Source organism: Rhodococcus sp. IEGM 1305 (genome assembly GCF_030058635.1).
Taxonomy (GTDB): domain Bacteria; phylum Actinomycetota; class Actinomycetes; order Mycobacteriales; family Mycobacteriaceae; genus Rhodococcus_F; species Rhodococcus_F opacus_D.
In genome coordinates, this window is the sequence record NZ_JASHKX010000062.1 from 1 (window position 1) to 24,012 (window position 24,012).

Annotated in this window: 20 protein-coding genes; 11 read left to right on the top strand and 9 right to left on the bottom strand. The window is 67.6% G+C overall.

Annotated features, from left to right (window positions below):
- The 4 genes from QM693_RS36485 to QM693_RS36500 form a co-directional block, all read left to right on the top strand.
- On the top strand, positions 1-1,047 hold a 1,047-nt coding region (locus tag QM693_RS36485; protein ID WP_283354743.1), incomplete at its 5' end, for a 2-isopropylmalate synthase.
- Between the two features lie 158 nt (positions 1,048-1,205).
- The gene (gene ctaD / locus QM693_RS36490; protein ID WP_283332747.1) at positions 1,206-2,945 is read left to right on the top strand and encodes an aa3-type cytochrome oxidase subunit I; all 1,740 of its coding nucleotides are present in this window, start codon (positions 1,206-1,208) and stop codon (positions 2,943-2,945) included.
- A gap of 416 nt (positions 2,946-3,361) precedes the next feature.
- Complete coding sequence (locus tag QM693_RS36495; protein ID WP_283332746.1) at positions 3,362-8,848, top strand: ATP-binding protein; 5,487 nt, start codon at positions 3,362-3,364, stop codon at positions 8,846-8,848.
- A gap of 172 nt (positions 8,849-9,020) precedes the next feature.
- Entirely contained in the window at positions 9,021-9,398 is a 378-nt protein-coding gene (locus QM693_RS36500; protein ID WP_005253383.1) for an SHOCT domain-containing protein, read from the top strand.
- A 57-nt stretch (positions 9,399-9,455) separates the two neighbouring features.
- On the opposite strand, the gene QM693_RS36505 is transcribed toward QM693_RS36500, so the two are convergent.
- Complete coding sequence (locus QM693_RS36505) at positions 9,456-10,349, bottom strand: LysR family transcriptional regulator (RefSeq protein ID WP_005253382.1); 894 nt, start codon at positions 10,347-10,349, stop codon at positions 9,456-9,458.
- Positions 10,350-10,421: 72 nt separating this feature from the next.
- Between QM693_RS36505 and QM693_RS36510 the strand changes: the two genes are divergently transcribed.
- The 3 genes from QM693_RS36510 to QM693_RS36520 are packed head-to-tail and all read left to right on the top strand — an operon-like array spanning position 10,422 to position 13,321.
- Positions 10,422-11,339, top strand: coding sequence for an EamA family transporter (locus QM693_RS36510; RefSeq protein WP_280782994.1), 918 nt, complete (start codon positions 10,422-10,424; stop codon positions 11,337-11,339).
- A 25-nt stretch (positions 11,340-11,364) separates the two neighbouring features.
- On the top strand, positions 11,365-12,618 hold the full coding sequence (locus QM693_RS36515; protein WP_005253380.1) for a Mur ligase family protein: 1,254 nt from the start codon (positions 11,365-11,367) through the stop codon (positions 12,616-12,618).
- The gene (locus QM693_RS36520; RefSeq protein WP_283354744.1) at positions 12,611-13,321 is read left to right on the top strand and encodes a type 1 glutamine amidotransferase; all 711 of its coding nucleotides are present in this window, start codon (positions 12,611-12,613) and stop codon (positions 13,319-13,321) included. The genes QM693_RS36515 and QM693_RS36520 overlap by 8 nt, the downstream gene beginning before the upstream one ends.
- A gap of 84 nt (positions 13,322-13,405) precedes the next feature.
- Here QM693_RS36520 and QM693_RS36525 read toward each other — a convergent pair whose 3' ends face one another.
- On the bottom strand, positions 13,406-14,419 hold the full coding sequence (locus QM693_RS36525) for a type IV toxin-antitoxin system AbiEi family antitoxin domain-containing protein (protein WP_283354745.1): 1,014 nt from the start codon (positions 14,417-14,419) through the stop codon (positions 13,406-13,408).
- Between the two features lie 208 nt (positions 14,420-14,627).
- On the opposite strand from QM693_RS36525, the gene QM693_RS36530 reads away from it, so the two are divergent.
- Both QM693_RS36530 and QM693_RS36535 read left to right on the top strand, forming a co-directional pair.
- The gene (locus QM693_RS36530; RefSeq protein ID WP_283332742.1) at positions 14,628-15,074 is read left to right on the top strand and encodes an SRPBCC family protein; all 447 of its coding nucleotides are present in this window, start codon (positions 14,628-14,630) and stop codon (positions 15,072-15,074) included.
- The gene (locus QM693_RS36535) at positions 15,071-15,403 is read left to right on the top strand and encodes an ArsR/SmtB family transcription factor (RefSeq protein ID WP_283332741.1); all 333 of its coding nucleotides are present in this window, start codon (positions 15,071-15,073) and stop codon (positions 15,401-15,403) included. The genes QM693_RS36530 and QM693_RS36535 overlap by 4 nt, the downstream gene beginning before the upstream one ends.
- Positions 15,404-15,528: 125 nt before the next feature.
- On the opposite strand, the gene QM693_RS36540 is transcribed toward QM693_RS36535, so the two are convergent.
- The 5 genes from QM693_RS36540 to QM693_RS36560 form a co-directional block, all read right to left on the bottom strand.
- A complete protein-coding gene (locus tag QM693_RS36540; protein ID WP_283332740.1) occupies positions 15,529-16,986 on the bottom strand; it encodes an MFS transporter in 1,458 nt (485 codons plus the stop codon).
- 84 nt (positions 16,987-17,070) lie between these two features.
- Positions 17,071-17,643: a TetR/AcrR family transcriptional regulator gene (locus tag QM693_RS36545; protein WP_011596679.1), complete on the bottom strand. Its 573-nt coding sequence runs from the start codon at positions 17,641-17,643 to the stop codon at positions 17,071-17,073.
- Positions 17,640-18,248 (bottom strand): recombination mediator RecR, encoded by a 609-nt coding sequence (recR, locus tag QM693_RS36550; protein ID WP_005248644.1) that lies wholly within the window; start codon positions 18,246-18,248, stop codon positions 17,640-17,642. The genes QM693_RS36545 and recR overlap by 4 nt, the downstream gene beginning before the upstream one ends.
- Positions 18,249-18,257: 9 nt before the next feature.
- On the bottom strand, positions 18,258-18,599 hold the full coding sequence (locus tag QM693_RS36555) for a YbaB/EbfC family nucleoid-associated protein (protein ID WP_009477269.1): 342 nt from the start codon (positions 18,597-18,599) through the stop codon (positions 18,258-18,260).
- 117 nt (positions 18,600-18,716) lie between these two features.
- The gene (locus QM693_RS36560) at positions 18,717-19,151 is read right to left on the bottom strand and encodes an SRPBCC family protein (RefSeq protein WP_005248646.1); all 435 of its coding nucleotides are present in this window, start codon (positions 19,149-19,151) and stop codon (positions 18,717-18,719) included.
- 248 nt (positions 19,152-19,399) lie between these two features.
- On the opposite strand from QM693_RS36560, the gene QM693_RS36565 reads away from it, so the two are divergent.
- Both QM693_RS36565 and QM693_RS36570 read left to right on the top strand, forming a co-directional pair.
- The gene (locus QM693_RS36565; protein ID WP_283332853.1) at positions 19,400-20,851 is read left to right on the top strand and encodes an FAD-binding oxidoreductase; all 1,452 of its coding nucleotides are present in this window, start codon (positions 19,400-19,402) and stop codon (positions 20,849-20,851) included.
- Positions 20,848-22,149, top strand: coding sequence for a class I SAM-dependent methyltransferase (locus QM693_RS36570; protein ID WP_280782999.1), 1,302 nt, complete (start codon positions 20,848-20,850; stop codon positions 22,147-22,149). Before QM693_RS36565 ends, QM693_RS36570 begins: the two co-directional genes overlap by 4 nt.
- A gap of 32 nt (positions 22,150-22,181) precedes the next feature.
- Here QM693_RS36570 and QM693_RS36575 read toward each other — a convergent pair whose 3' ends face one another.
- A complete protein-coding gene (locus QM693_RS36575) occupies positions 22,182-23,219 on the bottom strand; it encodes a type IV toxin-antitoxin system AbiEi family antitoxin domain-containing protein (RefSeq protein WP_283332738.1) in 1,038 nt (345 codons plus the stop codon).
- Positions 23,220-23,376: 157 nt separating this feature from the next.
- The coding region (locus QM693_RS36580; RefSeq protein ID WP_283354746.1) for a 3-hydroxyacyl-CoA dehydrogenase family protein at positions 23,377-24,012 on the bottom strand (636 nt) is incomplete at its 5' end.

Here is a 24,012-nt window from a genome sequence, read left to right on the forward strand (position 1 = left end):
CCCAACGTGTACGCCGACTCCATCGAGTGGATGCACCGCAACCTGGCCCGCCGCGACTCGGTCATCCTGTCGCTGCACCCCCACAACGACCGCGGCACCGGCGTGGCCGCCGCCGAGCTGGGCTACCAGGCCGGCGCCGACCGCATCGAGGGCTGCCTGTTCGGCAACGGTGAACGCACCGGCAACGTCTGCCTGGTCACGCTCGGACTCAACATGTTCACCCGGGGCGTCGACCCGCAGATCGACTTCTCGAACATCGACGAGATCCGCCGCACCGTCGAGTACTGCAACCAGCTGCCCGTCCACGAACGCCACCCGTACGGCGGCGACCTCGTGTACACCGCGTTCTCCGGCAGCCACCAGGACGCGATCAACAAGGGTCTGGACGCCATGAAGTTCGACGCCGACTCGCAGGACGCGGACGTCGACGACATCCTGTGGGCGGTGCCCTACCTGCCGATCGACCCCAAGGACGTGGGCCGCACCTACGAGGCCGTGATCCGCGTCAACTCGCAGTCCGGCAAGGGCGGCGTCGCGTACATCATGAAGGCCGATCACGGGCTGGTGCTGCCGCGTCGCCTGCAGATCGAGTTCTCGCAGGCCGTCCAGCGGATCACCGACGGCGAGGGTGGCGAGGTGTCGCCCAAGGAGATGTGGGACGTCTTCCACGAGGAGTACCTGGCTCCGATCACGCCGCTCGAGCGGATGAAGCAGAAGGTCACGGCGTCCGAGGAGGACGGCGGCACCGACTCCATCACCGCGACCGTGAAGGTCGACGGCAAGGAGCACGAGATCTCGGGTTCGGGCAACGGCCCGCTCGCCGCGTTCGTCGACGCGCTCGCCACGATCGACTTCGACGTGCGGGTTCTCGACTACTCCGAGCACGCCATGTCGGCCGGTGACGACGCCCAGGCGGCCGCGTACGTCGAGTGCGCGGTGACTGCTCCCGACGGACGGAACACCGTGGTCTGGGGTGTGGGCATCGCGACGTCGATCACTACCGCGTCGCTGCGGGCCGTGGTGTCGGCGGTCAACCGCGCGCACTGACCGCTTCCCGACCCTCGCTGCCGCAGGCGCGCATCACGCGCACCTGCGGTAGCGTCGTTTCCGGCCCCGGAAAGCGGCTCCCTCCGGGCGTCGGGTGACTACCCTGGTAACGGAGTCCACACCGGACCCGAACCGCCTCGGACCCTTCGGGGGGCGTCGTGAATCTGGCATTTCAACAGCATCTTCCGGTCCGCCCGTATCCGGCCCGGCGCCGCCCCAAGGGCAGCTTCTTCTACAAGATGATCACGACGACGGATCCCAAGGACCTGGGGATTCTGTACCTGATCACGTCGTTCGCGTTCTTCATGGCCGGCGGTCTGATGGCCCTGCTGATCCGCGGCGAACTCGCCGTCCCGGGTCTGCAGTTCCTGTCGAACGAGCAGTACAACCAGCTGTTCACGATGCACGGCACGATCATGCTGCTGCTGTACGCGACGCCGATCGTGTTCGGGTTCGCCAACTACATCCTGCCGCTGCAGATCGGCGCCCCCGACGTCGCGTTTCCCCGTCTCAACGCGTTCAGTTACTGGGCGTTCCTGTTCGGCGGCACGATCGCGATCGCGGGTTTCATCACCCCCGGCGGTGCCGCGGATTTCGGCTGGACGGCATACTCGCCGCTGACGAGCGCGCTGCATGCGCCGGGTGTCGGCGCCGATCTGTGGATCATGGGGCTGGCGCTGTCCGGTCTCGGCACCATCCTCGGCGGGGTCAACATGATCACCACCGTCATCTGCCTGCGAGCCCCGGGCATGATCATGTTCCGGATGCCGATCTTCACGTGGAACATATTCATCACCAGCATCCTGATCCTGGTGGCGTTCCCGATCCTCACCGCGGCGCTGATGGGGCTGTTCGTCGACCGCCACCTGGGCGGCAATCTGTACGACCCGGCCACCGGCGGCGTGCTGCTGTGGCAGCACCTGTTCTGGTTCTTCGGCCATCCGGAGGTGTACATCGTCGCGCTGCCGTTCTTCGGCATCGTGTCGGAGATCTTCCCGGTCTTCAGCCGCAAACCGCTCTTCGGGTACAGCGGGCTCGTCTACGCGACGATCGCCATCGCGGCCCTGTCGATCGCCGTGTGGGCGCACCACATGTACGCGACGGGCGCGGTGCTGTTGCCGTTCTTCTCGTTCATGACGTTCCTCATCGCGGTGCCCACCGGGGTGAAGATCTTCAACTGGATCGGCACCATGTGGAAAGGGCAGCTGACGTTCGAGACCCCCATGCTGTTCTCGCTCGGCTTCCTCATCACGTTCATCTTCGGCGGCCTCACCGGCGTCATCCTCGCGAGCCCGCCGCTGGACTTCCACGTCACCGACAGCTACTTCGTGATCGCCCACTTCCACTACGTGCTGTTCGGGACGATCGTTTTCGCCACATACGCGGGCATCTACTTCTGGTTCCCGAAGATGACAGGCCGCATGCTCGACGAGCGTCTCGGCAAATGGCATTTCTGGACCACGTTCACCGGTTTCCACGGCACGTTCCTCGTCCAGCACTGGCTCGGCGCCGAGGGGATGCCGCGCCGCTACGCCGACTACCTGCCCTCGGACGGCTTCACCGTTCTCAACTCGGTCTCCACGGTGTTCGCGTTCGTCTTGGGCGCGTCGACCGTGCCGTTCGTCTGGAACGTCTTCAAGAGCTACCGCTACGGCGAGGTGGTCACGGTGGACGACCCGTGGGGTTTCGGCAACTCGCTCGAATGGGCGACGACCTGCCCGCCGCCGCGGCACAACTTCACCGAGCTGCCGCGCATCCGCTCCGAGCGGCCGGCGTTCGAACTGCACTATCCGCACATGGTCGACCGAATGCACCGCGAGGCACACGTGGGTGTGCGGGGCGCAGTGGCGCACGCGACCGAACCGGCGTCCGCCGACCCGAAGGTAAACCGTCAGTAACATCCGCGTGAAAGTTCCCTTCCCCGAGAGCTTCTCGAGGAACCGGACGAAAACGACTCTGTGACAAAGCGTTGCAGATACCTCGACGGAGGACGCCCAGTTCGACGGAATTCCGGCGTTATTACTCTCTCGTAGGGTCGACACGCAAGTCCTTGAACGCTTGACAAGCCGATCGGGGCCTCGCAGAAGTTACGCGCGGGTACATATTTTCGACGTTATGCTCGCATTCCCCGAGCAGCGGACCCGCAATGGCGCAGGTCCGACGATCGCGTTCGGGGCGCCCCTGGAGTTAGTCAAGTGGGTTGTGCAGGGGTGCACGTGTCCGCGAAGGCGGCACCCAGTCCTCGGCGGACATGGCCTTGGCCATCGAAACACTCTGCGGATCAATGAGTTTTACGGAAACGGAGCGATAACAGATGTTCAAGCGAATAGCGATAGTCAACCGCGGCGAGGCGGCGGTCCGCCTGATTCGTGCGGTGCGCGAACTGAACGCCGAGCACAACTACGGCATCCGCACGATCGCACTGCACACCGAGGCGGAACGCCGCGCGATGTTCGTTCGGCAGGCCGACGAGGGTGTGTGCTTGCGCACAGTCAAGACCGGCACCGCCTACCTCGATCACGCCGAGCTGGCCCGCGCGCTGCGCGAGAGCAAGGCCGACGCCGTGTGGGTCGGCTGGGGCTTCGTCGCCGAGGATCCCGCGTTCGTCGAGGTTTGCGAGCAGCTCGGCATCACGTTCATCGGCCCGCCCGCCGAAGCGATGCGCCTGCTGGGCGACAAGGTGGAGGCCAAGCTCCTCGCGGAGAAGGTGGAGGTCCCGGTCGCGCCGTGGAGCGGCGGCCCCGTCGCCACCCGCGCCGACGCCCGCCGTCACGCCCAGGCCATCGGCTACCCGCTCATCATCAAGGCCCGCTCCGGTGGTGGTGGCCGCGGTATCCGCAAGGTGTGGTCCGAGGACGAACTCGAACTCGCGCTCGAACGCACCCAGGGTGAGGCCCAGCGGTCCTTCGGCGACCCCGTCGTGTTCATCGAACGACTGGTTACCGACGCACGCCACGTCGAGGTACAGGTAATTGCCGACAACTTCGGCAACGTCTGGGCTCCCGGTGTGCGCGACTGCTCCATCCAGCGCAAGAACCAGAAGGTCATCGAGGAGTCCAGCTCCCCGCTCCTCACCGCCGAGCAGTCGAACCACCTGCGCACCGTCTCCGCAGAGCTCGTGCGCGCCGCCGGCTACCGCGGCGCCGGCACGGTCGAGTACCTGTACCAGCCCGAGCAGAAGACGTTCACGTTCCTCGAGGTCAACACCCGCCTGCAGGTCGAGCACCCCATCACCGAGGCCACCACCGGCATCGACCTGGTGAAGCTGCAGATCCTCGTCGCGAGCGGTGAGCCGCTGGTCGGCGACTGCCCGCCCGAGTTCGGTCACGCCGTCGAGGCCCGCCTCAACGCGGAGGACGCCGCCAACGGCTTCGCTCCCGCGCCCGGCGCCGTGCAGCTGCTCAAGTTCCCGCTCGGCAGCGGTCTCCGCGTCGACACCGGCATCGCCCAGGGCGACGTCATCCCGCCCGACTACGACTCGATGGTCGCCAAGGTCATCGCCTGGGGTCGCGACCGCTCCGAGGCGCTCGCGCGTCTGCGCACCGCGCTCCGCGAGACCACGGTCGTGCTGCAGGGCGGCACCACCACCAAGTCGTTCCTGCTGGACCTGCTGGACCGCGAAGAGGTCATCTCGGCGTCCGCGGACACCGGCTGGCTGGACCGCACCGACGCAGGCAACTCCAACGTCCCGTCCCGGACCGCGGACGTCGCCCTGATCGCCGCCGCCATCGACGTCTACGACGCCGAGGAGAAGCTCGAGCGTGAGGCGTTCCTGTCGTCCGCTCGCGGTGGACGCCCCCGCGCCGGCCACGCCATCGGCCGCAAGGTGGAGCTCAGCTACCAGGGCCAGGCCTACGGACTCACTGTCACGCAGGTCGGCGCCCACACCTACCGCGTCGACGGGGACGCCCCCGAGACCGAGGTCGAGGTCGACCGCCTCAGCGAGTTCGAGAGCCGTCTGGTGATCGGCGACCGCCGCCACCACGTCGTCTCGGTCGCAGGCCGCGCCCAGTACCTCGTCGAGGTCGACGGCATCAGCCACCAGATCAGCCAGGACGAGGCCGGCGTCGTCCGCGCACCGGCTCCCGCAGTCGTGGTCGCGGTGCCCGTGTCCGTCGGCGACGAGGTCGAGGTCGGCGCCACGCTGGTCGTCCTCGAGAGCATGAAGATGGAGACCGCGGTCCGCGCCCCCGTCGCAGGCCGGGTGCGGGAAGTTCTCGCCATGGTCAACTCCCAGGTCGACGCCGGAACGGCACTGCTGCGCGTCGAGGAGAGCTCCGAGGAGTCCACCGCTCCGAAGTCGCCTCGCGTCGAATTCGATCTCGGTTCTCCCGCTTCGCACGGGAACACCCGGGCCGATGCCCTCGAGCAGATCGACGCACTCGCCGCACTGCTCACCGGTTACGACGTCAGCGCGAAGCGGGCCGGTGTTCTCCTCGCCGATTACGAGAAGCTGCGCGCCGAGATCGCCGGCGACCCGGATCTCGTGCAGGCGGAACTCGCCCTGCTGAACACGTTCGCGGACATCTGCGAGATCGGACGTAACCGTCCGACCGCAGCCGAGGAGGACGGTGACGAGCGCGTCCACAGCCCGCGCGAGCACTTCCACACCTACCTCCACACTCTCGACGTCGAGCTCGAAGGCCTGCCCGAGTCGTTCACGACCCGGCTGTCGCGGGCGCTGCGTCACTACGACGTCACCGACCTCGAGCGCACCGCAGAGCTGGAGGAGGCGGTCTACCGCCTGTTCCTCGCGCAGCAGCGCATGGACAACCAGGTTCCCGTCATCGCCGCCCTGCTCGATCGGTGGCTGAACGAAAAGAACGCTCCCGGCCGCGCACCCAGCGGACTCGGTGAGGTCCTGGACCGGCTGATCATCGCCACCCAGGTCCGCTACCCGGTGATCGGCAACGTCGCCCGCAACGTGCGGTTCCGGTTCTTCGACGAGCCGCAGATCCGCAAGGCCCGCGAGCAGGTCTACGACGGTGTCCGCGGCAGCCTCGAGTACCTCGCCGAGCGTCCCGACGCCGTCGACTACCAGGAACGCCTCGAGGCATTGGTCGCCACCCCGCAGTCGCTGACCGAGCTCCTCGGGCAGCGGATCGCACGCAAGAGCACCACCGTCGGGCCGCTGCTCGAGGTCGTCACCCGTCGCTACTACGACATCCGCACGCTCGAGAACGTCACGTCCTTCGACCGCAACGGACGGCGTTTCGTCACCGGCAACTTCGATCTGCTCGGCGAGCGCCTCAACCTGGTGTCGGCCGTCGCCGAGTACGCCGAACTGCCCGGTGCGCTCGACGAGATCGGTGCCGTCGCCTCGGAGAACCCCGAGAACCTCGTCCTCGACCTCTACCTGTCGTGGACCGCACCGCCCGCCGACCCGAACACGATGTCCGAGGACCTGCGGAAGGCGCTGACGGCGCTGCCGCTGGCCGCGACCTGCCGCCGGGTCACGGTGTCCGTCTTCGGCGGAACCGACGTGGACGTCCGCAAGTTCACGTACCGCCCGGACGCAGGTGTCCTCGCGGAAGAGAAGCTGATCCGGGACATGCACCCGCTCACCGGCCAGCGACTCGACCTGTGGCGCCTGAAGAACTTCGACGGCACCCGCCTCCCCGCGGTCGCCGACACGTTCCTGTTCAACCTGGTCTCGCGCGACAACCCCACCGACGAACGCCTCATCGCGCTCGCCGAGATCCGCGACATCACGCCGGTCCGCAACGAGGACGGCCAGGTCATCGGCGTTCCCGCCGCGGAACGCGTCCTGCAGTCGTGCCTCGACGGCATCCGCCGGGCGCAGGCCACGCGCGGCAGCAAGCGCAAGCTCGACGCCAACCGCGTCGTGCTGTACGTGTGGCCGAAGATCGACGTCCCGGTCGAGGACCTCGAGGCGTTCGCCCGGGTCGCGGCACCGCTCACCGCGGGCGCCGGACTCGAGGAGATCACCGTGATCGCCCGGCTCCAGGGCGAGCCCGGCACGGAGTCGCGGGAGAAGGCTCTGCGCTTCTCCTACCGCACCGGTGCCGGCGTGGTCGTCAAGGTCACCGAACCGCCGACCGAGCCGCTGCAGCCGCTCGACGCGTACACGCAGAAGGTCCGCAGCTCACGTGCCCGCGGCACCGTCTACCCGTACGAGCTGATCCCGCTGCTCACCGGCCGCGACGGCAGCTTCGTCGAGCACGACCTGGACGAGACGGGCCAGCTGGTTCCCGTCGAGCGTCCGTACGGTCAGAACAAGGCCGGCCTCGTCGTCGGTCTGGTCACCGCCCGCACCGACCGGCATCCCGAGGGAATGACCCGCGTCGCGCTCTTCGGTGACCCGACGAAGGCCCTCGGCACGGTCGCGGAAGCCGAGTGCGCCCGCCTCGTCGCCGGTGTGGACCTGGCCGAGAAGCTGGGTGTCCCGGTCGAGTGGTTCGCGCTGTCGTCCGGCGCGACGATCTCCATGGACAGCGGCACCGAGAACATGGACTGGGTGTCCCGCGGCCTGCGTCGCCTCATCACGTTCACGCAGAACGGTGGCGAGGTCAACGTGATCGTGGCCGGCATCAACGTCGGTGCGCAGCCGTACTGGAACGCCGAAGCCACGATGCTGATGCACACCAAGGGCATCCTCGTCATGACGCCGGACAGTGCCATGGTGCTCACCGGTAAGAACTCGCTCGACTACTCGGGTGGCGTCTCGGCCGAGGACAACTTCGGCATCGGTGGTTACGACCGCGTGATGGGCCCGAACGGTGAGGCGCAGTACTGGGCGCCGAACCTGCCCGCCGCGTGCGAGATCCTGTTCGCGCACTACGACCACGCGTACGTCGTTGCCGGAGAACGCTTCCCGCGTCGGGCGCAGACCAGCGACCCGATCGGGCGCGACGTGCGGTCCTTCCCGCACATCCACCCGTCCAGCGACTTCACCACGGTCGGCGACATCTTCTCCGCGGAGACGAACCCGGAACGCAAGAAGCCGTTCGACATTCGCACGGTGATGCGTTCGCTCGTCGACCAGGACCACGCGGTGCTGGAGCGGTGGGCCGACATGGCGGACGCCGACACGTCCGTCGTGTTCGACGCGCACCTCGGCGGTTACCCGGTGAGCGTCATCGGCATCGAGTCGCGGGCCATCGCCCGTAAGGGATGGTCGCCGGCCAACGGTCCCGACCAGTGGACCGCGGGAACGCTGTTCCCGCAGTCGTCGAAGAAGACGGCCCGGGCGATCAACGCCGCCAGCGGCAGCCGTCCGCTCGTGGTGCTGGCCAACCTGTCCGGCTTCGACGGTTCCCCGGACTCGCTGCGGCACATCCAGCTCGAGTACGGCGCCGAGATCGGCCGCGCCATCGTCAACTTCGACGGCCCGATCGTGTTCTGCGTCGTCTCCCGCTACCACGGTGGCGCGTTCGTGGTGTTCTCCGGAGCACTGAACGACAACATGGAGGTGCTGGCGGTCGAGGGTTCGTTCGCGTCGGTCCTCGGTGGTGCCCCCGCCGCGGCCGTGGTGTTCACCCGCGAGGTCAACTCTCGGGTGGCCGCCGACCCGTCGATCCGGGAGCTCGAGGCCAACCTGGCGGGCGCCCAGAACGACGCCCAGCAGGCTCACCTGAGGGTGGAGTTGGCGGCCCAGCAGGCTGCGGTGCGCAACGAGAAGCTCGGTGAGGTCGCGGCCGAGTTCGAGGCCGTGCACAACATCCAGCGGGCTCAGCGGGTCGGCTCCGTCGACGCCGTCATCCCGGCCGTCGAACTGCGTCCGTACATCATCGGTGCGGTCGAGCGCGGCATGCGCCGGGCGGTCGAAGCAGGCAAGTAGTCCCCACCCAAACGGCCGCGGCACCTACCGGTGTCGCGGCCGTTCGGCGTTTCCGCCACCGCGGGCGGGGAGTCCGCACCGGCCGCATTTCACCTGTTTCGGATGACGCGGGTGCCCCGGCCCGGTGCGATAGTCAGCGCAGAGTGAATTCGACTGTGAATGGAGCGCTGCAATGGACTCTTTCTGGGACTTTCTCTGGGTGATCATCGTCACCTTCGGCTTCGTGGCCTACCTGATCCTGTTGTTCTCCATCATCACCGACCTGTTCCGCGACCATAAGACGTCGGGCTGGGCGAAGGCCATCTGGATCATCTTCCTGTTCTTCATCCCGCTGCTGACCGCGCTGGTGTATCTCATCGTCAAGAGCGACGGCATGGCCCAGCGGTCGATGGCGGCCGCGCAGGAGGTGAAGCAGGCCCAGGACAGCTACATCCGTTCCGTGGCGGGCAAGTCCTCGGCCGAGCAGATCGCGGACGCGAAGGCCCTGCTCGATGCAGGCACCATCACACAGCAGGAGTACGAGACGCTGAAGGCCAAGGCGCTGGCCTGACCCCGCACCGTCACCGTCGAAGGCCCGCCCCGGTGCGGGCCTTCGTGCTGTCGGGGGTCAGTCCCGCACCCGTGCCGCGACGTCCCGGAACGCCTGCAGCACCGTGGCCACCGCGGGAACGTCGTCGGCTGCCGGCCGCCGGGCCAGTTCGTAGATCCGGGCCGCCCGCACCCCGGCGAGCGGCAGCTGCACCACCGTGCGGCTCGTCACCGCATGGCGGGCCAGCAGGGCCACGCCGTGACCGCCGGCGACGAGTTCCTCGATGACCCGGAAGTCGTTGATGCGCATCACCACATGCGGCTGCACACCGGTCGCGGCGGCCACCGACATCAGCACGTCGTCGACGGGGAACCCGCCGCGCACACTGATCCACCTCTCGTCCGCCAACTGGTCCGGGCGGACCGCATCCTGTCCGGCGAGCGGATGGCCGGGCGGCAGGATGAGGTCGATGGGTTCGCGCATCAACGGTTCGGCCGTCACCCGCGGCGAGGACGAGTCCGGGGCCCGCTCGTCGCGATGCGTCAGCACCACGTCGTAATCGGCGAGCAGGGTGGGCACCGCGGCGGCGGGCAGGTCCTCGTCGCGCGCCTGCACGTCCACCCCACTGCCTTCGAGCGCGTCCAGCAGTCCGGGCAGCAGCAGCGCGGCGCCGGACGGGAACAGCGCCACCCGCACCCGCCCGCGCGGCGAACCGCGGTAGGCGCTCATCTCCGCCGCCGCACGGTCCAGGGCGGCCACGACGTCGTCGGCGCGGACGACGAGCGCCTGACCGGCATCCGTGAGCCGCAACCGGCGGCCGGCGGGTTCGAGCAGGGTCACCCCGGCCTCCCGCGACAGGATCTTGAGCTGCTGCGACACCGCCGACGGCGTCATCGACAACGCCTGCGCGGTCGCCGCCACCGTCCCACGGTCCGCCAGTTCGCGCAGCACGCGCAACCGGGTCGCATCCATGTAGCAAAACTACATTGATAGTGCACTTTAATGCGCTTGTCCTGATCATTTCAGGCCCTCACGATGGAATGCATGACCTCCCGCGACCGGCTGCTCGGACTCACCGTCGTCGTCCTGTGGGGGCTCAACTTCCTCGCCATTCGCGCGGGCCTCGATCACTTCCCACCGTTCTTCTTCGCCGCGCTGCGATTCTTCGTCATCGCGATCCCGGTGATCCTGTTCGTTCCCCGGCCACAGGTCCCGCTGAAGTGGCTGCTGGTGTACGGCCTCGGGTTCGGCGTCGGCCAGTTCGCCTTCCTGTTCTGGGCCATGCACGTCGGCATGCCCACCGGGCTGGCATCGCTGGTCCTGCAGTCGTCCGCACCGTTCACCGTGGTCCTCGGCGCGGTCCTGCTGCGGGAGCGACTGCGGCCGGCACAGGTGTGCGGACTACTGGTGGCGATAGCCGGAATGACCCTCATCGGCTGGGACCGCGCCCAGCACGCCGCGCTGCTGCCGGTGGCCCTGACGCTGCTCGCGGGACTGTCGTGGGCGGTGGGCAACATCGGCAACCGCAAGGCCGCGTCGGACCAGCCGATGCGCCTGATGCTGTGGATGTGCGTCATTCCGCCGCTGCCGATGCTGGCGCTGTCGCTCGGCGTGGAGGGACCGTCCGCGGGCTGGAACTCCCTGACGTCGTCGCTGGAGGGCACCGGCCCGCTCGCGCTCGCGGGCCTCGCCTACATCGTGATTCTCGGCACGGTCGCGGGCTCGGGTCTGTGGACGGCACTGCTCAGCCGCTACCCCGCCGGGATGGTCGCACCGTTCTCCCTGCTGGTTCCGATCGTCGGGATCGGGGCGTCCTGGCTGGTGCTGCACGAGGAGCCGAGCGTCCTGTCGCTGATCGGCGGGGCCGTCGTCATCGCCGGTGCCGCCGCCACCCAGGTGAGTGGCAGGGTGCGTCCGAGCACACTTTCGCACTCACCTGCCCCCGCGCGAGTCGGCGTCTGACCGGACCCTGTGCAAAACTCGCGGAGTGAGTACTGGAACTGGGATCACGACGCGTGGCAAGCTCGCCCTGCGCGCAGCGGCGGCGGCCTCGTGGGCGTCGCAGAAGGCGGGCCGGGGCAAGGGCTCGATGATCGGCGGACTGATCGCCCTGAAGATCGACCCGACACTGATGGAGCAGCTCGGCGCAGGCCGGCGCACCGCGGTGATCACCGGCACCAACGGCAAGTCCACCACCACCCGGATGACCGCGGCGGCGCTCTCCACCCTCGGTGAGGTCGCGACGCAGGCGGACGGCGCCAACATGGACGCCGGCATCGTCGCGGCGCTCAGCACCCGCGTCCACGCGCCCCTCGCCGCCCTCGAGGTCGACGAACTCCACGTCCCGCACGTCTCCGACGCGGTCAACCCCGAGGCCCTGGTGCTGCTCAACCTCAGCCGCGACCAACTCGACCGGGTCGGCGAGATCAACATGATCGAACGCAAACTCCGCGCCTGCGTCGCCGCGCACCCGGAGGCCGTCGTGATCGCCAACTGCGACGACGTCCTCGTCACCTCGGTGGCCTACGACGCGAAGAACGTCGTCTGGGTCGCCGCGGGCGGCGGATGGGCCAGCGACGCCGCCAGCTGTCCGCGCACCGGCGAACCCATCGTCTGGGAGGGCTCGCACTGGCGCAGCACGGGTTCCGACTTCGCGCGCCCGACCCCCGACTGGTGGCTGGACGACGAAAACCTGTACGGGCCCGACGGTCTGAAGATCCCGATGACCCTCGCCCTGCCCGGTCGCGCCAACCGCGGCAACGCCGCGCAGGCCGTCGCCGCGGCCGTCGCGATGGGCGCGAAGGCGGAGGACGCCGTCGCCGCGGCAGCCACCGTCCAGGAGGTCGCGGGCCGCTACAGCACCGTCGAGGTCGGGTCGCACTCCGTGCACATGCTGCTCGCCAAGAATCCCGCCGGCTGGCAGGAAGCGCTGTCGATGATCGACCCCACCGTCGACGGACTCGTAATCGCCGTCAACGGGCAGGTTCCCGACGGCGAGGACCTGTCCTGGCTGTGGGACGTGCGGTTCGAGCACTTCGAGGGCGTCAAGGTGGTGGCGGCCGGCGAACGCGGCACCGACCTGGCCGTCCGCCTCACGTACGCCGGCGTCGAGCACACGCTCGACCCGAACCCGTTGCGGGCCATCGCGTCCTGCCCGCCCGGACGCGTCGAGGTGCTCGCCAACTACACCGCCTTCCGCGACCTGAACACCGCCATCGCGAAGGAGGCGCGCAATGCCTGACTCGACCGTACGCATCGGCCTGGTGCTCCCCGACGTGATGGGCACCTACGGCGACGGCGGCAACGCCCTGATCCTCCGGCAGCGACTGCGCATGCGCGGATACGACGCGGAGATCGTCGAGATCACGCTGAACGACCCGGTCCCGGAGTCCCTCGACGTGTACACGCTCGGTGGGGCCGAGGACTCGGCGCAGCGCCTCGCCACCCGGCACCTCGCCAAGTACCCCGGACTGCAGAAGGCCGCCGAACGCGGCGCCCCCGTCCTGGCGATCTGCGCCGCGATCCAGGTGCTCGGCAACTGGTACGAGACGTCGAGCGGCGAACGCGTCGACGGCGTCTCGATGCTCGACGTCACCACGTCCCCGCAGGCGACCCGTTCCATCGGTGAAGTGATCACGACACCACAGATGGACGGGTTGACGCAGCCGCTCACGGGGTTCGAAAACCACCGCGGCGGAACCACACTCGGCTCCGGCGCCCGCGGCCTCGCCCGGGTCACGCACGGCGTCGGCAACGGCGTCGGGGACGGACTCGAAGGCGTCGTCCAGGGTTCCGTGATCGGCACGTACATGCACGGACCCGCGCTCGCCCGCAACCCCGAACTCGCCGACCTGCTCCTGAAACGGGCGCTGGGCGTCGACGAACTCGCGCCCCTCGACCTGCCCGAGGTCGCGCAGTTGCGCCGGGAGCGCCTGCGCGTCTGAGCACGTGAGTGGCAAAGCGTCGTCCCGTACTCTTTCTCACTCACCTCCGCAGGTGAGTGAGAAAGAGTGGCCGGGCACTCTTTCTCACTCACGTGGGCAGGCTGGACAGCGGCGCGACCTATCGGCCCATCCTTCGCGGACCAACACCCGGCGCACTTCCTCGAATACCCCGCAGGGGTCGCGGGTCGTCTCCTCCCACCCGTAGACCAGCCGTGGACGGTCGGCCAGCTCCGCCGCGTTGTCGCGCCGACGGTCACGGAAGCGGGACTGTTGCGCGCTGTGATACTGCTGCCCGTCGAGCCGGACGATCAGCGGCACACCCATGGGGCTGTAATCGACGTCCTCGTACAGAATCCGGCCGTCCACGACGTGCGGCATCTGACGTTTCCCGCTCGGCAGCCCGTGCGCCCGTTCGACGTCGAGTGCGTAACGATGTTCGAGGGCCGATTGAACGCCGTCGCCGAGCAGCGTCACGGCGTCGGCGATGTCGGTCGCGTACCGGTGTGGACGCCGGACCTCGAGTTTCCGCCGGAGCACCTCGACGTGGACCTTGCCACTCGTGGCGGCCTCGATGAACCGGAGGGCCGCCTCCCGCGGGGTGGCCTCGGACACCGCGAGGTCGATCACCGTGTCGGCCAAAGACGTCCGTGGCAGGCGGAACGGGACCGAGATGTGCTCGAATGCGCGGGACCGATGGACCACGACGCCACCATGAACGAGTGCGTTGCCGACCGAGGTGGGGCGCGGACCGCCGGGTGTGCGGACCGTCGGCCCCTGATTCACCGCCGAGCAGTTGTAGGGGACGGTGATGTGGACCGGTGCCGACGGGTCGTCGACGCGGAGCAGTCCCCATTCCTCGGCCGCGGTCCGGTGGCTCAGGATCGCCCGGCCGCCGTACAGGAGTGCGGCGGAGAGGGCCATCGGGCGGGTGAGCGGACCGTTGGTGACCGCGATGACGCGCGGCAGCACCCGCAGCCACTGGCCGGACACCACACGATGTCGGAGTGCGGTGGCACTGACGCCGTGCGCCCGGAGCTGTGCCGTGGTGACGACGCCGTCCTGGGCGTCGAGAATGGTCTGCCATGAGTCGTGTTCCATGCTCGGAACGGTGTCGGCCCACCCCGACAGGAACCGCCCCTAACCACCATTTTTTTCCACAGCCTGTGGATAACCCCTGTGAGTGCCGATGCGCATCCGAGTACACATCGGCACTCACGTGCGGAGCGCAACCGAAGGGTTGCAGAACGACGAAAAGAGTGCAACCATAAAGTTGCACATCAACCGTTGTCGAAAAAGGTGACCCACCATGGACGCATCGAGCAGCATCACCCGGACCGTCGTCGTGAACGCCCCGAGATCGGCGGTGTGGGCGGCGATCACGGATCCCGACAAGATCAGCCAGTGGTTCGGGCAGCGCACGTCGCTCGACCTCAGCGTCGGCGGTAAGGCCGCCTTCACCTGGGACGAGCACGGCACCGCCCACGCCGTCGTCACGGAGGTCGACGAACCGAACGCGTTCGGCTTCCGCTGGGCCGCCGACATGGACGCCGACCCGGTGATCGGCAACTCCACCCTGGTGCGGTTCACGCTGTCCGAGCACGCATCCGGCACCGAACTGACAGTCGTCGAGACCGGATTCGACACCCTCGACCGCGACGTGGCCGACCAGAAGAGGGCCCGCGAGGGCAACGTCCAGGGCTGGCACGCCGAACTCGACGAACTGGTCGCGTACCTGCACGGCGTGAAGGCATGACAGTGGGCACGTACGCCGAACTGGCCTCGGTGTTCGCGGCACTGTCCGACGAAACCCGCTGGGAGATCCTCACCGAACTCGGGCGGGCCGACCAGTCGGCGTCGTCGCTCGCCACCCGGCTTCCGGTGTCGCGGCAGGCCATCGCGAAGCATCTGAATGCGCTACAGGCCTGCGGACTGGTGGAGTCGGTGAAGGTGGGCCGCGAGATCCGCTACCGCGCGCTGGGCGCGGAGCTCAACAAGACGGCGCGGAGGCTGGAACGGATCGGCGCCGAGTGGGATCGCCGGCTGGCCGCCATCAAGCAGATCGCGGAATCGATGGAGGAGTAAAGACCCCAGACAGGGGTTCGGCCGGGAATGCTTCTGCATTCTCGGCCGGATCTCTGCTTCTCGAGTTTTCTCTGCTCACAGGTACATTTCCTCGATCCGCATCACTGACGATACACGCGAGTGATCTACGTCACAAGAGGCTCTACCGGACTTTTCTTCACCCGATCGTGCCCGGGCAGGGCCAGGGAGACCGCGAACACCAGGACCGCCAGCACGGCGCACACCCCGTAGGCGATCGAGAAACCGGCGGCCGAGGCGACACCGCCCACCATGCTCGCCGCCAGGACCGTCGCGACCACCGCGCTGCACATGGTGGTACCCATCGTCCGCAGCAGGACGTTGACGCCGTTGGCCGCGGCCATCTGCGTGGACGGCACGGCCCGGACGATCAGCATCGGCAGCGTGCTGTACACCAGCGAGGTGCCGACGGCCGCGACCCCGAGCGCGGCGATCACCATCCACAACTCCTTGTGCGGCACCGTGTGCAGCGCGTAGCCGAGGACGAGACAGATCGCGCCCGACAGGATCGTCACCTTCGACCCGTAGCGTTCGGACACCCGGGCCCCGACCTGCGCGAAGACGATCATCGACAGACTCGTCGGCAGCTGGCACACCGCGGCCTGGAGAATCGTCAGGCCGTAGCCGGCGTCTCCGCGGGGCGCCTGCAGCAACTGGGTGGTGATGAGGGCGTTTCCGTAGAACGCGAACCCGACGAGCAGCGCCGTGACATGCGGCAGCAGCACCGACCGTCGCGCCGACACCCGCAGGTCAACCAGCGGGTTCCGATTTCGCAGCTGCTGATGTCCCCACAGCGCGAACAGGAACACCGCGGACGCGAACATGCCCAGCACCGCGGGGCTACCCCAGCCCCACGAGCTGCCCTGGGTGATCGGGACGAGCAGGCAGACGAGGGCCGCGGTGAGACCGACGGCGCCGACGCCGTCGAACCGCCCACCGGACCGCACCTCGGACTCGCGGATGAACAGCACCGCGGCCGTGGTGACCGCGAGCCCGATTCCCGCGATGACCCAGAAGAGGACGTGCCAGTTGGAGTACTCGGCGACGGACGCCGCGAACGGCAGTCCGAGCGCGGTGCCGATCCCGAGGGTCGAGCTCATCATGGCGATGGCGCCGTTGACCTTCTCCCGCGGCAATTCGTCGCGGAGGATCGAGATTCCGACCGGGATGACGGCGGCGCCTGCCCCCTGCAGTCCCCGCGCGAAGATCAGGAACGCGATGTCGGACGTCACGGCGCAGATCAACGCTCCGAGCGTCATGAAGACGAAGGCGACGAGAAGCATCCGCTTCTTGCCGAACATGTCGGCGAGCCTGCCGAAGATGGGGGTGACGACCGCGCCGACCAGGAGGGTGGTGGTGATCAGCCAGGACACCGACGTCTGACTCGCGCCGGTGAACGCCGGCATGCTGGGCAGGAGGGGCACCATGACGGTCTGCAGGACGGCCTGGAACACGCCCGCGAACGCGAGAATCGGGAAGAGGTAACGCGATCCGCCGACAGAGTCCGGCGGTGCGACCGGCTGATCCGCAAGCGCCGACAGTGGGCGCGGCAACGAGATCGTCAAGCGTCACCCCTTGCACAGCTGGTAAATGGTTGTTCACCAGATTAGGTGAACAACCATTTACCCCGCAAGCCGGACAATCCGCCCTCAGCCGTCGAGCAACTCCTGCACCAGCGGGGCGTAGTGCGCCACCACCTCTTCCGGGGTGCCCGTCGCATGCTCCTGCATCATCTTGCGACGCATGACGGCGAGACCCGTCAGCATCGACATCACCAGTTCGGCGCGCAACCGGGCATCCCGCCCGGGCAGTCGTTCGGCCAGCGCGTCGATCATCTGCGCCGAATAGTTGGCGCGAAGCTTGCGGCTGCTCTCCTCGCTCGGCCCGCTCATGAACAGGATGTTCAGCGACAGCGGCTTGTACGGTTCGAGCGGCCGCGCGAACATCGACACCATCCGCTCACCGAGACCGTCCAGCGGACCGCTGAACACGATCTCCGCGGCGGCACGGAAATCGACGAGCGCGTCGAACAGCTGCTCCTTCGACCCGAAGTACTTGATGATCAGCGGTGCGCTGACCCCGGCGTCCTCGGCGATGTCCTTGAGCGTGATCTCCCGGTACGGACGCGTCGCGAACGCCCGCCCCGCCGCGTCGACGATCAGCGACCGTGACTGCTCGGCCGTCCGCTTCACCGGCGCGGCAGTGCCCGGATCCGACGTCACAGCGTGCGTCTCCCCGACAACGCCCTGCCCAGCGTGAGCTCGTCGGCGAACTCGAGGTCGCCGCCCATCGGCAGACCCGACGCGAGCCGGCTGACCGTCAGCCCGGGGAAGTCCCGCAGCATCCGCACCAGATACGTCGCGGTGGCCTCCCCCTCGGTGTTGGGGTCGGTCGCGATGATCACCTCGGAGACGTCGACGCCGTCCTCCTGATTGCCGATGCGCGCGAGCAACTCCCGGATACGGAGCTGATCGGGGCCCACCCCGGACAGCGGATCCAGCGCACCGCCCAGAACGTGATAGCGGCCCTTGAACTCGCGGGTGCGCTCGACGGCCTGGACGTCCTTCGGCTCCTCGACCACACAGATCACCGTGCGGTCACGGCGCGGATCGGCGCAGATGCGGCAGTGCTCCTTGTCGGAGACCGTGCCGCACACCACGCAGAACTGGACGCCGTCGCGCACCCGCTGCAGCGCATTCTTGAGCCGGTCGATCTCCGGCGGCTCGACGCTGAGCAGGTGGAACGCGATGCGCTGAGCGCTCTTCGGCCCGACGCCGGGCAGCTTGCCGAGCTCGTCGATCAGATCCTGAACCGGACCTTCGTACACGCCGCGCCTCTAGAAACCGGGGAGACCGGGCAGGCCTCCCCCACCGAATCCGCCCGCGAGCGGACCGAGCTTCTGCGCCGCGATCTCCTGCGCCTTGTTCGACGCGTCCTCGATCGCACCGATCACGAGGTCCTGCAGAGTTTCCACGTCGTCGGGATCGACGACCTTCGGATCGATCTTCAGACCGACCACTTCACCTGTTCCCTTGACCGTCGCGGTCACGAGTCCGCCACCGGCCTGCCCGGTGACCTCGGCCTCGGCCATCTCCTGCTGGGCGGCCATCAGCTGCTGCTGCATCTGCTGTGCCTGCGCGAGGAGCGCCGACATGTCGGGTTGTCCACCTGGTTGCACTGACGTGGTCCTTTCTGCTGTTTCCCCTGCCAGAGTAGACCGTGACCGTCGGTGCGGTCCGGCACCGACGCCGCCGTGGGACTCACGCCGACGGCGCCGGAGCGAACCGGCGTCGCGTCAGGCGAGTTCGCGCTCGAGGTTCGCCAGCACCTGCCCCTGAATCTTCTTCAGACCCAGCGGGGCGAACGTCTTCTCGAAGAAGCCCCCGATGCCGCCCGCGCCCTTCCACTCGGTGGTCGTGGTGACCGTGGAACCGCTGCCGCTCGGGGCGACGACCCAGGTGGTGACGAGCGACGAGTTCGCGTCCGTCTCGGTGATCGTGTTGCCCGCCACGGTGACCGTGGCCTTGATGTCGCGGGACCGCTTCTCGGTGGCCTTCAACGTCCACTGCGCGACGGTGCCGCCGCCCTGCCCACCCTCGAGGACGCGGTAGTCCAGGTACTGCTCCGAGAGGATGCGCGGACGCACCGTCTCGTAGTCCGTCAAAGCCGCGAGCGCCTTCTCCGGTGTGGCTGCGACGGTGATCGAACTGCTCGCGCTGACCTGGCCCACTGTTCTGACTCCTCTTGTACGATTTGTACGAAACTGCTTCCTCCTCTCATCCTGCCTTCCGTCGGCGAGTCCGGGCGATGACGTGGCAATCTATTGTGAGGTAGCTCACTTCGACGTGGTCACGACCCGCACATTGATGAGACATTTGTGTGAATCTTCGCTCGACCGCGCCGATATGCGTGGCCTGAACCCGCGGAGAGGGATAGCGTCAAGGTGTGGCTGCCTCTTCGGTTGAACTACTGAAAAGCATGCGGGAGGGTGGACGCCCCTTCCGTGCGCATCGCACTCTGCCCGTCACCGGGATCGACGCTCACCGCGCCGGCGTCGAACGGCTTCTCGCGTCCTACCGCGCGATCCCCACGGACGCCACCGTGCGTCTCGCGAAGAAGACGTCCAACCTGTTCCGGGCCCGGGCCCAGACCAGCGCACCCGGCCTCGACGTCTCCGGTCTCGGCGGAGTCATCTCGGTGGACGAGCAGGCCCGCACCGCGGATGTCGCCGGAATGTGCACGTACGAAGACCTGGTGGACGCCACCCTGCCGTACGGGCTGGCGCCGCTGGTGGTTCCACAACTGAAGACCATCACACTCGGCGGCGCGGTCACCGGCCTCGGCATCGAGTCCACATCGTTCCGCAACGGGCTCCCCCACGAATCGGTCCTCGAGATCGACGTCCTGACCGGCAGCGGCGACATCGTCACCGCGACACCGGAAGGCGAGAACTCCGACCTGTTCTGGGGGTTCCCCAACTCCTACGGCACCCTCGGCTACTCCACACGGCTGCGCATCCAGCTCGAGCCCGTCAAACGGTATGTGGCACTGCGACATCTGCGTTTCGACTCCCTGGACGAACTGCAGTCGGCGATGGATCGCATCGTCACCGAGCGCATCCACGACGGCATCCCCGTCGACTACCTGGACGGCGTCGTGTTCACCGCGTCCGAGAGTTACCTGACGCTGGGCCATCAGACCGACGAGGGCGGCCCCGTCAGCGACTACACCGGGCAGAACATCTTCTACCGGTCCATCCAGCACAGTTCCGTGAACCACCCCAAAACGGACAAACTCACCATTCGAGACTACCTGTGGCGCTGGGACACCGACTGGTTCTGGTGCTCGCGCGCCTTCGGCGCCCAGAACCCCACCATCCGCCGGCTGTGGCCGAAGAACCTCCTGCGCAGCAGCTTCTACTGGAAGCTCATCGCCCTCGACCACAAGTACGACATCGGCGACCGCCTCGAGAAGCGCAAGGGCAACCCGCCGCGCGAACGCGTCGTGCAGGACGTCGAAGTACCCATCGACCGCACCGCGGACTTCGTCCGCTGGTTCCTCGACGAGATCCCGATCGAACCGCTGTGGCTGTGCCCGTTGCGGTTGCGGGAACCCGCCCCCGCCGGCGCGTCCTCGCAACGCCCCTGGCCCCTGTACCCCCTCGAACCGAAACGCACATACGTGAACATCGGATTCTGGTCGTCGGTGCCCATCGTTCCGGGCCGACCCGAGGGGGCGGCGAATCGGCTGATCGAAGACAAGGTCAGCGACTTCGACGGACACAAGTCCCTCTACTCCGATTCGTACTACTCACGAGAAGACTTCGAACGCCTCTACTACGGCGGCGATCGATACACGGAACTGAAAAAACGCTACGACCCGAAATCACGATTACTGGACCTTTTCTCCAAGGCGGTGCAACGTCGATGACAACCCTGAAAGCTTCACGCTCCCAAGATCACAAGCTGACCATCGCAGAGATTCTCGAAACTCTGTCCGACGGCATGCTCCCGCTGCGGTTCTCCGCCTACGACGGCAGCGCCGCCGGCCCGGAGGACGCCCCCTACGGTCTCCACCTCAAGACGACCCGGGGCACCACCTATCTGGCGACCGCCCCCGGCGACCTCGGCATGGCGCGGGCCTACGTGTCCGGCGACCTCGAGGCCCGCGGCGTCCACCCCGGTGACCCCTACGAGATCCTCCGCGTCATGGGCGACGAACTGCACTTCCGTCGTCCGTCCGCGCTCACGCTCGCCGCGATCACGCGCTCGCTCGGCTGGGATCTGCTGCGCCCCATCGCCCCTCCCCCGCAGGAGCATCTCCCGCGGTGGCGTCGAGTCGCGGAAGGGTTGCGGCACTCCAAGTCCCGCGACGCCGAGGTCATCCACCACCACTACGACGTCTCGAACACCTTCTACGAGTACGTCCTCGGCCCGTCCATGACCTACACCTGCGCCTGCTACGAGAACACCGAGCAGACCCTCGAAGAAGCACAGGACAACAAGTACCGCCTCGTCTTCGAGAAGCTCGGCCTTCAGCCCGGCGACCGACTGCTCGACATCGGCTGCGGCTGGGGATCGATGGTCCGGTACGCCGCCCGCCGCGGCGTCAAGGTCATCGGCGCCACCCTGTCCCGCGAACAGGCCGAATGGGCGCAGAAGGCCATCGCCGAAGAAGGACTGTCCGACCTCGCCGAGGTTCGGTTCTCCGACTACCGCGACGTCCCCGAGACCGGATTTGACGCCATCTCCTCGATCGGCCTGACCGAGCACATCGGTGTCGGCAACTACCCCGCCTACTTCGGGCTGCTGCAGAGCAAACTCCGCGAGGGCGGCCGGCTGCTGAACCACTGCATCACCCGGCCCGACAACCAGAGTCAGGCGCGCGCAGGCGGATTCATCGACCGGTACGTCTTCCCCGACGGCGAACTCACCGGCTCCGGACGCATCATCACCGAGATCCAGAACGTCGGACTCGAGGTGCGGCACGAGGAGAACCTGCGCGAACACTACGCACTCACCCTCGCCGGATGGTGCCAGAACCTCGTCGACAACTGGGACGCCTGCGTCGCCGAAGTCGGCGAAGGCACCGCACGCGTATGGGGCCTCTACATGGCAGGGTCGCGGCTGGGCTTCGAACGCAACGTCGTTCAGCTGCACCAGGTTCTCGCCGTCAAGCTCGGCCCCAAGGGCGAGGCGCACGTCCCGCTGCGTCCGTGGTGGAAGTAGGCGGCTCCGCCGCCCGTGCGCCTTTTTGGTAGCTAGAGCAACCAGAAAGGCGCACAGGCCCGGCAGGGCCTCTCGCCGGGCCTGATCCACCCCTCCCGCACCAGGACGGTCTCGACTTCGCGGGCCACCGCACACGGATTCTTTGTCACCTCGTCGAACCCGTAGACGAGTCGCGGCCGTCCCTGCAGTTCCGCGGCATTGTCGCGTCGGCGGTCCCGGAACGCGACCTCCGCCATGGCATGCGCGCGGCGACCGTCGAGTCGCACGATGAGCGGCACACCGTGGTCGGAGTAGTCGCAGTCCTCGAAGAGGGTCCGCCCGTCCACGACACCGGGTGACTGGCGCCGCGCCCGTGGTAGCCCGTGCGCATCCTCGACGTCGGTGGCGTAGCGGTACTCGAGCACCGACTGGACGCCGTCGGCGAGCAGTCGTACCGCATCCACGAGCGCCTTGCCATACCGACGTGGTCGTCGCTCCTCCATGCGTCGCCGGATGTCGCGCAGGGGGATCCGGGCATTGGTCACGAGGGCGATGAGCCTGGTGTATGCGTCACGGGCCGTGGGCTCGGCAATCGCGAGGTCGAGTGCAGTGTCGGCTCGCGCCGTACGAGGCGGATCCGTGTCGACGGCGAGGTAATCGTGGGCCCTCGACCTGTGCACGACAACTCCCGGATGCAACGGCGAGGACGGAGCGATCGGATTGCCCGGCTTACGCGACGGACGCATGCCCGTCGAGCTCTGGCACCGCGACGATTTCCCGTACGGCACGGTGATGTGGATCGGTTCGCCGTCGCGGCGAGGGACCATCCCCCATTCCTCCGCCGCGGTGATGTGGCTGAGCATCGAATGGCCGCCGCCGTAGAGGAGAGCGGCGGACAGGATCATGTTTCGGGTCAACGGGCCGTTGGTGACGGCATAGACGCCTTGGAGGACACGGCGCCACTGCCCCGAGTCGAGGAGATGGCGAACCCTCCCTCTGGAGAAGCCGAACGGCTCGAGTTGGGATTGCGTGACGATCCCGAACTGGGTGTCGACGAGGCGCTGAAAGTCGTGGAGGTCGATGTCGGTCATACGGCGCATCGTGCGATGCGCGTCCGACTCCGATGCCGACAAAAACGCAGTTATCCACGCTGCCTGTGGATAACCGCGAAGTTGTGGATAACCCGCCCCGTGCGCCTTTTTGGTTGTTGCAGCTACCAAAAAGGCGCACGGGCGGCGGAGCCGCCTGCTACTTCAGCGAGGCCGGCGGGGTGAAGCGCTCACCGTACTTGGCGGCGAGTTCTTCGGCACGCTTGACAAAGCCGGCCTGGCCGCCTTCGTAGCCCTGGATGTACTGCGACACACCGCCGGTCCAGGCGGGGAAGCCGATACCCATGATGGAGCCGATGTTGGCGTCGGCGGTGGTGAGGAGCACACCTTCGTCGAAGCACTTCTGCGTCTCGATGGCCTCGATGAACAGCATGCGCTCGATGAGGTCCTGGAACGGCACCTCGAGTTCCTTGGAACCGAAGTTCTCCCGCAGCCCGGACCACAGGCCGGTGCGCTTGCCGTCGGCGTAGTCGTAGAAGCCGGCGCCGCCGAGTTTGCCCTTGCGGTCGAACTTGTCGACCATCGTGTTGATGACGTCGCCTGCCGGATCGGCGGGCAGTTCCTTGCCTTCGGCCTTCGCAGCTTCCGCGGTTTCCTTGCGGATCTTCTGCATCAGCGTGAGGTTCAGCTCGTCGGACAGCTGCAGCGGTGCCGCCGGGTAGCCGGCCTGCATGCCTGCCTGCTCGATGGTGGCGGGCTCGATGCCCTCCGCCAGCATGGCGATGGCCTCGTTGATGAACGTGCCGATGACGCGCGAGGTGAAGAAGCCACGCGA